Source organism: Pontibacter sp. BAB1700, from assembly GCF_000277005.1.
Lineage (GTDB): Bacteria > Bacteroidota > Bacteroidia > Cytophagales > Hymenobacteraceae > Pontibacter > Pontibacter lucknowensis.
This window is the reverse complement of the sequence record NZ_AKIS01000211.1, coordinates 1-9,078: the sequence shown is the minus strand read 5'-3', so window position 1 is coordinate 9,078 and position 9,078 is coordinate 1. Positions and strand designations below refer to the sequence as shown.

General features: G+C 52.1%; 8 protein-coding genes and 1 pseudogene. 7 read left to right on the top strand and 2 right to left on the bottom strand.

The window, feature by feature from the left end:
- Positions 1 to 643 precede the first annotated feature (643 nt).
- Positions 644 to 1,315: a hypothetical protein gene (locus O71_RS19870; protein ID WP_007660681.1), complete on the bottom strand. Its 672-nt coding sequence runs from the start codon at positions 1,313 to 1,315 to the stop codon at positions 644 to 646.
- Positions 1,316 to 1,549: 234 nt separating this feature from the next.
- Positions 1,550 to 2,074, bottom strand: a complete 525-nt coding sequence (locus O71_RS19865) for a hypothetical protein (protein WP_040574930.1) — start codon at positions 2,072 to 2,074, stop codon at positions 1,550 to 1,552.
- A gap of 258 nt (positions 2,075 to 2,332) precedes the next feature.
- Between O71_RS19865 and O71_RS19860 the strand changes: the two genes are divergently transcribed.
- The 7 genes and pseudogenes from O71_RS19860 to O71_RS19840 all read left to right on the top strand — a co-directional run bounded on the left by O71_RS19860 (position 2,333) and on the right by O71_RS19840 (position 9,077).
- Positions 2,333 to 2,629 carry a hypothetical protein gene (locus O71_RS19860; RefSeq protein ID WP_007660678.1) on the top strand — a complete coding sequence of 99 codons (297 nt, stop codon included), beginning with the start codon at positions 2,333 to 2,335 and terminating at the stop codon, positions 2,627 to 2,629.
- 107 nt (positions 2,630 to 2,736) lie between these two features.
- Positions 2,737 to 7,126 (top strand): annotated as a pseudogene (locus tag O71_RS19855) (CusA/CzcA family heavy metal efflux RND transporter).
- Between the two features lie 43 nt (positions 7,127 to 7,169).
- On the top strand, positions 7,170 to 7,763 hold the full coding sequence (locus O71_RS23565; protein ID WP_192811716.1) for an efflux RND transporter periplasmic adaptor subunit: 594 nt from the start codon (positions 7,170 to 7,172) through the stop codon (positions 7,761 to 7,763).
- Positions 7,760 to 7,954, top strand: coding sequence for an HlyD family secretion protein (locus O71_RS27605; RefSeq protein ID WP_051017829.1), 195 nt, complete (start codon positions 7,760 to 7,762; stop codon positions 7,952 to 7,954). Before O71_RS23565 ends, O71_RS27605 begins: the two co-directional genes overlap by 4 nt.
- A complete protein-coding gene (locus tag O71_RS23555; protein WP_192811714.1) occupies positions 7,900 to 8,337 on the top strand; it encodes a hypothetical protein in 438 nt (145 codons plus the stop codon). Before O71_RS27605 ends, O71_RS23555 begins: the two co-directional genes overlap by 55 nt.
- A 10-nt stretch (positions 8,338 to 8,347) precedes the next feature.
- Positions 8,348 to 8,794 carry a Fur family transcriptional regulator gene (locus O71_RS19845; protein ID WP_007660668.1) on the top strand — a complete coding sequence of 149 codons (447 nt, stop codon included), beginning with the start codon at positions 8,348 to 8,350 and terminating at the stop codon, positions 8,792 to 8,794.
- Positions 8,795 to 8,804: 10 nt separating this feature from the next.
- Entirely contained in the window at positions 8,805 to 9,077 is a 273-nt protein-coding gene (locus O71_RS19840) for a DUF3703 domain-containing protein (RefSeq protein WP_007660667.1), read from the top strand.
- The last annotated feature ends 1 nt before the right edge of the window (position 9,078 follow it).

Sequence of the window (9,078 nt, the reverse complement as noted above, 5' to 3'; positions counted from 1 at the left end):
GTCTCATCAGAACATCAGCAAAAAGTGGGTCATGCCCCTTGCCAACTGGAGCCAGACAGCTCAGCAGCTCTCCATCTGGTTCGGGGACAGGATGCAGCTGGACTTGAAGTGAGACGCACTTCAAAAGTTTGGCCCTGTTGCTGTAAGGACTTACGCCAGTACACCAACAGGGCCAGTAAATTGAAATATAGAGATGACACAGTTTAGATTACACTCCCGTATCGGTCGGAACTCCGATTGAGATTCACCCATGATAAAGCGGGTCATTGGTCGCCTCGTAAAGTATGCCAAAGTTCTACTGAAAAGCACTGCTTCATCCATCTTTCTGACACATGTGGGTAATTTTTGTGGTGAATTTTTAAAAAATATACCAATAGCTCCTAAGATGGGCACTTGTTGTAGTCCCCTGCGGACTCCAACCCTCCTAATTCAATTAAAATCTACCTTCATCCAAAGGCGACCATAACTGGTGGTAGCAGCTCTGCTACCACCCTTCCTCCTTAGCTAGGCCCGTCCAACGCTAGACAATCATACGCCTATGGCAGAAGCCAAGCCTATGTAACAGTATCAAGTGTCTTTATGCTGTTGCTACAGAGCCAGCACGATTCCATGCCTATGTGTTATACATATTCATGCTCACCCATCAGGCATAAAAACTGTTAGTAGCGTCCAATATCTGGTCTATCTTAAACTCTCTAACCTTTGTTCTGTATTCCTTAAAGTTATACAGTCTAAATCTATGCCTCTCTTTACTTAATTCGACCAGTTCATCGTCACTTATTGGTGCGTACCTGCGAGCGCAATAATAAGGATAGTCAAAATCTGAAATAGTATCAGGTACATGATATCTAGAGTACTGGTATTCTATTACGAACAATTCACTCATGCTAATACTCCTAAAGAATATGCCAAAGTGCATTCCTCCACGTGCATCGATTGCATACTCTTGAATGGCACAGACCACAAGGTCACTGAAAGCATGTCCCTTCACATACGAACCACTCGTTGAATCTTTATACAGCAGCACATCAAAGGGGTAAATGAAGCCGGGTTTGTACCTGCATGTATCTCCCTCAATAATTAAACCACCTACTTTGTAATCTATACAACTCACGCCTTCTTCTCCCCAGTCAAAAACCGTTCTGTCACGCACATACTTTTCATTACCACATCGACTTTCAGCTCCCCCAAACATTTCAGAAGTAAATACAGGTGGTGGAGGGAATATGTCTTTCTTCATGTAGTATGCAGGGTGGAACATGTTTCCTACTTTCTTTCGATGTACCACCGATGTGTGTCTTTTCATTTTCTTCATTTGTCAATGTTATACACTTTATATAAAGTGCATACCCAAAAGTTTTAAGCCTTGAATAACTTTTTTTATAAGCATAAGGCTTATACATTATGCTTGTCGCTCTACCCCCTCACCAGAGCTATTGAAGTATCAGCTTCACATCGCCTCGGAATGGCAGAGCGGGTGCCTAAGCAGGCCAAGCTAGCTAACTACCGAGGCGGATGGGTAGGTTGGCCTGTAGTTGCGTTGTCCTAGCTAAAATCCGAGGTTGGTTAATTTGTCCACCCGTCTATTATGAAAAGTGACGTTATCGTCCAGTCTTAACTCTGCTTCAGTTACTTTGTTTCTCCAAGCAAAGCTCTTTTCAAAGTCCCATGATTCAACGTCTGAGGCACATGCAAACCGTAAGTACATAGGGTACTCTAAAAAGTAGATATCAAGTGTCTTCTGGCATTTGAAGTAGATGTCGAAACTATTCTCAAATGGAAACCACCAATCGTAGTGCTTAATAGCACAGATGTATAACTGCTGAAAATCTATAGCTTTTGGTTGGGCATCTCCTGCATTTTCTTTGTACAGTAACTGAAAGCCCGGTTTTATATGCTCGTTATCGTAATATAAGTTAGTACGGTCTACTATAAGATTCGTGAAGTATATGTAGTTATAGTTCAGAACCGCAGATGGATTCCATCTTGAGCTGTCAAACAGCTTGGTCATTTCATGTTTCGCAGACAGTCTTCTAACTCTGGTTCCAGTACCTCGTTTTTGATGTGGTTTCATATGAGTAAAGGTTGTGTATCACATCTTATAGAAACAGGTTATGGAAAAGTTTTAAAGAGTTATCGATTTTTTTTATTATTCTAATGGAAGGTCGTTAGAAGGCCTATGGGCGCTGGATGAGTTAAAACTATGCATTTAGGATTCACGTTACGATGGATAAGCTTTCTGGCGTCTCTATAACGATGGATGAACAACAGGAAGGGAGCATGAGTAGCTAAAATTTATTACCTTTGCACAAATGAAGTACCTGTCTGTCATATGGGGAATGGTTATCTTTCTACTGGCGTGCCTGCCGTGCACGGACAGCGGGACGGCTACGCCCAGTGTGAAACCACGACAGTCCAGGCTACCCACAGCCATGCTGACCCGGTACAGGGCATTGACCTCTGCTCTCCTCTCTGCGAATGCAACTGCTGCGGGGGCATCACACTGTCTTTCAGCTGTCCGCAAATAGAGGAGCCACCTTATAATCCGCAAGGCTCTTACCTGAGCGCCTACCTTCCTGGTGGTGCTGTTTCCCCCTCTTTTCCTTTCTGGCACCCGCCCAAGGCTTAACCTATTTCTATTTTAGGTAAGTAAACACGCGTTGCCGCACCCTTGTGCGGCCTCAACAGGCGTGCACATACTTTTGTATGTGGTTTTTGGGATTAAAGAATTAAAAGGTGCTAGATAAAATCATTCATTTTTCTATCCATAACAAGCTCATCATCGGCATTTTTACCCTTGCGCTTGTTATTTGGGGCGGCTATTCCGCCACACAGCTGCCCATCGATGCCGTGCCTGACATCACCAACAATCAGGTACAGGTCATCACCACCAGCCCCTCGCTTGCCGCGCAGGAAGTGGAGCGGCTTATCAGCTTCCCGGTGGAGCAGACCATGTCCACCATCGCTAAAATTGAGGAGGTGCGCTCCATCTCCCGCTTCGGCCTCTCTGTGGTAACCATTGTCTTCGAAGAGAACGTGGACATTTACTGGGCACGCCAGCAGGTAAGCGAGCGACTCGTAGAGGCCACGGGTAACATACCGCCTGGGCTAGGGAGTCCGGAGATGGCCCCCATCTCCACCGGTCTTGGTGAGATATACCAATACGTGGTACACGCCAAGCCGGGGTATGAGGAGCAGTACTCGGCTATGGACCTGCGCACCGTACAGGACTGGATTGTGCGCAGGCAACTGCTCGGCACACCCGGTGTGGCCGAAGTGAACAGCTTCGGCGGCTTCCTGAAACAATACGAGATTGCGGTTGACCCCGACAGGCTCAAAGCCCACAACCTAAGCATCAGCGATGTGCTGGAGGCGCTGGAACGCAACAACGGCAATACCGGGGGAGCCTACATTGACAAAAAGCCAAATGCCTACTTTGTACGCAGCGAGGGTCTGATTAAGAGCCTGGACGAGGTTAAGAAGGTGGTGGTCAGCAATACCTCCAACGGCACACCCTTATTTATCGCTGATATTGCCCAGGTACAGTTCGGTAGCGCCAACCGCTACGGCGCTCTGACTGATGCCAACGGAGAGGCGGTGGGGGGAATCGTGATGCTCCTCAAGGGGGAGAACACCAACCAAGTGGTGGGTCGCGTGAAAGAGCGAATGGAGCAGATTGCAAAGTCCCTTCCGGAAGGCGTGGCAGTAGAGGCCTTTCTGGACAGGAGCGAGCTGATTGGCCGGGCAATGGGCACAGTGGAGCGGAACCTGATTGAGGGCGCTCTTATAGTGATTTTCGTGCTGGTGCTCTTCCTAGGCAATCTGCGTGCTGGCTTGGTGGTGGCCTCTGTCATCCCGCTGGCCATGTTGTTTGCCATCATCATGATGAACCTCTTCGGTGTGTCAGGCAATCTGATGAGCCTCGGGGCCATCGACTTTGGTCTCATTGTGGACGGGGCCGTTATCATTGTGGAGGCGACCATGCACCACCTGGGCCTGCGCAAAGAGGGAAGACTGACGCAGGCCCAGATGGACGGGGAGGTGTATGAATCTGCCCGTAAGATTCGCACCGCCGCTGCCTTTGGGGAAATCATTATCCTGATTGTATACCTGCCGATTCTGGTGCTGGTGGGCATTGAGGGGAAGATGTTCCGCCCCATGGCGCTGACCGTCTCCTTTGCCATACTAGGTGCCTTTATCCTCTCGCTCACCTACGTGCCCATGATGTCGGCACTGCTGCTGAGCAAAAACACCACCCATAAGCGCAACATTTCAGACAGGATGATGGACTTTTTCCAGCGTATGTACAGTCCCGTAATCAGGGGTGCCCTTCGATTCAAAGCACTGGTGCTTGTTTCTGCGTTCGCCTTGTTTGCCTTGAGCCTGGTGCTTTTCTCCCGCATGGGCAGTGAGTTCATTCCTACCCTGGAGGAGGGCGATTTTGCTTTGGAGACAAGGCTATTGACCGGCAGTTCGCTTTCCGAGACTATCGAAAAGGTGTCGCTGGCCTCTCAGATTCTAAAGGAGCGATTCCCGGAAGTGAAGGAGGTAATCAGCAAAATTGGTGCTGCTGAGATTCCAACGGACCCTATGCCCATGGAGTCCGCTGACGTCACCATCATTCTCAAGGACAAGAACGAGTGGACCAGCGCCAGCACCCGAGAGGATTTGGCCAGCCAAATGACGGAGGCGCTGGAGGATATACCCGGTGTTACGTTCGGCGTCTCGCAGCCTATACAGCTGCGCTCCAACGAACTGATTTCAGGCGTGCGCCAGGACGTGGGTATCAAAATCTTCGGAGAGGATTTACAGGAACTGACTAGGCTCTCCCAAGAGGTCGGCCGTGTGGTTTCTACAGTGGAAGGGGCTGAGGACCTGTACCTGGAGCAAGTTTCCGGACTTCGACAGATTGTGGTAGACATCAACCGGAACCAAATAGCCAAGTTCGGTCTTGACGTGGAGGCGGTTAACCAAGTCATCAACGCTGCCTTCGCCGGGCAGAGCGCCGGGATGGTGTACGAAGGGGACCGCCGCTTTGACCTGGTCGTCCGGCTCAAACAGGATGACAGACAGGATATCGCCGATGTGCGCCGACTCTACGTTACTACGCCGAGCGGGCTGCAGGTACCTCTGGAGCAGGTGGCCGATGTGCAGTACCGGCAGGGACCGAACCAGATACAGCGCGAGGATGCCAAGCGCCGCATCATCGTGGGTTTCAACGTGCGTGGGCGGGACATCGCCAGCGTGGTGGAGGAAGTGCAGCAGAAAATAGACCGGCAGGTATCGCTTCCTACGGGTTACTTTGTGACCTATGGGGGGCAGTTTGAGAATCTTCAGGAGGCAAACCAGCGCCTCTCGGTGGCGGTTCCGGCTGCTTTGGCGCTGATATTCCTGCTGCTGTATTTCACCTTCGGCTCCGTGCGCCACTCGCTGCTCATCTTCACGGCTATTCCACTGTCGGCCATCGGGGGCGTACTGGCCCTATGGCTGCGGGATATGCCCTTTAGCATTTCGGCTGGTGTTGGCTTCATCGCCCTATTCGGTGTGGCGGTGCTCAATGGCATTGTTCTCATCGCCGAATTCAACAGGCAACGCAGGGAGGAAGGCATTCAGAGCCTCCGTGAGGTGATACTCAACGGCACCTCCATACGGCTTCGCCCTGTGCTGATGACGGCTACGGTGGCCTCCCTGGGCTTTCTGCCGATGGCGCTCTCCAACACAGCCGGGGCTGAGGTGCAGAAACCACTGGCCACGGTCGTGATAGGCGGACTAATCACCTCCACGATGCTGACGCTGGTGGTGCTGCCCGTGCTCTACATACTCATCGAAGGGTATGTCTCCAACAGAAAGAATCGTAACGCGGGCGGCAGCGGATTACCGGCAACCACCATCGTCACCATTATTGCCTCAGTTGCCTTGCTTATGGGCAAGGTGCAGCAGGCACAGGGACAGCAGCGGCCAATTGAAGTGTACACGCTGGATGAGGCCGTGGCCAAGGCAATCAGCCAGAACCCCTCCGTGGAGGCCGCCAGGCTTGGCATCAAAAGAAGCCAGTCGCTTAAAGGTACAGCCTGGGACATCAACAAGACGCAGCTGCAGTACTCTACCGGTAAGCTACAGTCTGGAGAATATGATACTGAGGTTTCGGTATCGCAGACATTCACCTTTCCGACTGTCTATGCCAGACAGGCAAAGCTCGCCGGGGAACTCACCCAGGCAGGCAGAATCGGTCTGACGCAGCGGCAGCGGGAAATAGTCCGCGATGTAAGGCTCAACTACTACGGAATAGTCTACGCACGCTCCCGCCTCAGCTTGCTCACCTACCAGGATAGTTTGTATACGGCTTTCCTCAGGGCCGCCCAAGTGAGGCTGCCGGACCGGGGAGACCAACCTGCTGGAGAAGGTGACGGCCGAAACGCAGCTGTCCGAGGTGCGCAACAGCGTCTTTCAGGCAGAGGCTGATAGGTACGTCTTTCAGCAGCGCCTGCAGGCATTGCTGGCCACTGATACGCTGATAGCCACGGCAGACACGGCACTGAACCGCTTGCCTCTGCCAAGCATAACGGAGGAAATGCTGGAGCAGAATCCGAGACTCCTCCTAGCCCGGCAACAGGTAGAGGTGCGGCAGGCGGAGAAAGGACTGGAGCGGGCCAGGCTACTGCCGGACCTGCAGTTAGGCTACACGAACCGAACCATTGCCGGAAGTCATGGAAAAAGAGGGATAGAAGAGTTCGAGCCGCCGCAGGAGGTGTCCTTCGGCATGGCCATCCCGCTGTGGGCAAAGCCACAGAGGAGCCGTATCGAGGCTGCCAAGATACAGGCAGACGTAGCCCAGTTGAACCTACAGGATACTCTCAACGAGCTGCGGGCCGATGTGGCGGCCGCGCTACAGCAGGCGCTGAAGCTGGAGGGCAGCCTGGATTACTATGAACGCACGGCACTGCCGCAGGCGCGGCTCATCATAGACCACGCCACCAAAGCCTACCGGGTAGGGGAAATCAACTACCAAGACTATATCCTGAGCCTAAGCAGGGCGTTGAGCATCCAGGCGAACTATCTGGAAACACTTTACACCTATGACAGGGCTGTCATTGAACTCCACTACATTACAGAAAACCAACAGTAACCAACAAAAGCAGAATCTATCCCATATGAACAGGATTATCTATATGATTTACCTAACAGGTACATTGCTCTTTTTATCCTGCGGCAGTGAGTCTGAGCCGACGGAAGTGGCCACGGAGGAGCATGGCGAAGAGAACCCCAACGAGGCAGAGCTAACTGAGCAGCAGTATAGGGTGGCTGGCATAGCGCTGGGCAAGCCTGAGATGCGCAACTTGAGCAATACCCTGACGCTGACAGGCAAGCTGGACCTGCCGCCACAGAACATGGCATCTGTAAGCGCCCCCCTGGGTGGCTATGTGAAAAGCACGGAGCTGTTGGAAGGCATGCGCGTAAAGAAAGGGCAGTTGATAGCAAAGATTGAGAACCCAGAATTTGTGACACTGCAGCAGGATTACCTGGATGCCAGAAGCCGCCTTGGTTTCTTGGAGCTGGAATACGAAAGGCAGAAAGAGCTGTCCGCTGAACAGGTCACCTCAGCCAAGACGTATCAGCGGACTGCTTCCGAGTATAAGTCTGTAAGGGCACAGGTCGAGGGGCTGGGGGAGCGACTGCGCATCATCGGCGTCAACCCCGCTTCTTTGCGGGAAGGCAACATCAGCCGCATCCTCCCCATCTATGCCCCGATTGAGGCTTCGTGACTTACATCAACGCCAGCGTTGGGCAGTTTGTGAATCCGACGGACGTACTGTTCCGCATCGCAGATACCGACCACCTGCACGTGGAGCTGACGGTGTTTGAGAAGGACGTGCCGACGCTGAAAAAGGGCAGAAAGTATTGTACTCCCTACCCAATGAGGCGGAGGCAAGGCACGAGGCCACCGTTTACCTGATAGGGAAAGAGATAAGCCCGGAGCGGACGGTGCAGGTGCACGCCCACATGGAGGAGGAAGACAAAGACCTCGTGCCGGGTATGTATGTACAGGCGCGGGTGGCACTGAACGGCCAGGAAGTTCTGGCTCTGCCGCAGACGGCTGTGGTGCATGACAATGGCAACAACTATATCTTCCTTTTTACAGGCGATGAAAAAGAGGGCCAGACGGTGATGAAGCGTTTCCGCATGGTGCCCGTGGAACGAGGGACCGAGGAAGGAGGCTATGTACAGGTGGCGCTTCCTGCCGGGATTGATACCGCTGCCGCCAATTTTGTAACGAAAGGTGCTTACTCTTTGCTTGCCAAGATGCGAAATGCGGAAGAAGAGGGTGGCCATCATTAAACACTTATCTATGCTACAAAAATTAGAACTTACCCTGCAAGAAAAGGGAGTCCGCCCGACGGCCATGCGCCTGATGGTGCTTGACTTCCTGCAAGGCCAGTCATCGGCAGTTAACCTGAATGACCTGGAGGCACATTTCCTTCGCTCAGACCGGATTACCTTATACCGTACCCTTAAAACCTTTGAGGATAAAGGACTTGTACATAGTATAGAGGACGGAACAGGTTCTACGAAGTATGCGCTCTGCGAAGAAGGCTGTGCATGTGCACCTGAAGACTTGCATGTTCATTTTTCCTGCAGCAAATGCCAGGAAACGTTTTGCCTTCCGATGTCCCGCATCCCGAAGATTCCGCTGCCTGACAACTTTACCATGGAGGAGGCTAGCCTGGTGGTGAAGGGCCTCTGCGGCAGTTGCGCCACCAAAAATGCAATGCGATTGCAGGGCGATGAGGTGTAGCTTTACATCAATGAACAAAGAACACCTTATGAAACTCAACTGGAACATGCCTGCCGTGCTCAGGCCCTTTTACCGACAGGAACTGACCGCTCACCATACCTGCTGGAGAGAGGGCAACCATCTCGCTGCCTGGAGGCATTTGGAGAGAGCACATATCTTGGGACAACCATACCCGCTGGAGCATACGACCGTACACTGGAAGATGCTCAGATTCGGTCTCAGGACAAAGAACACGAAAGAAGTGATTGGAACAGCTTCCCCGTCTGTTGGTAGGTCGGGGTAAA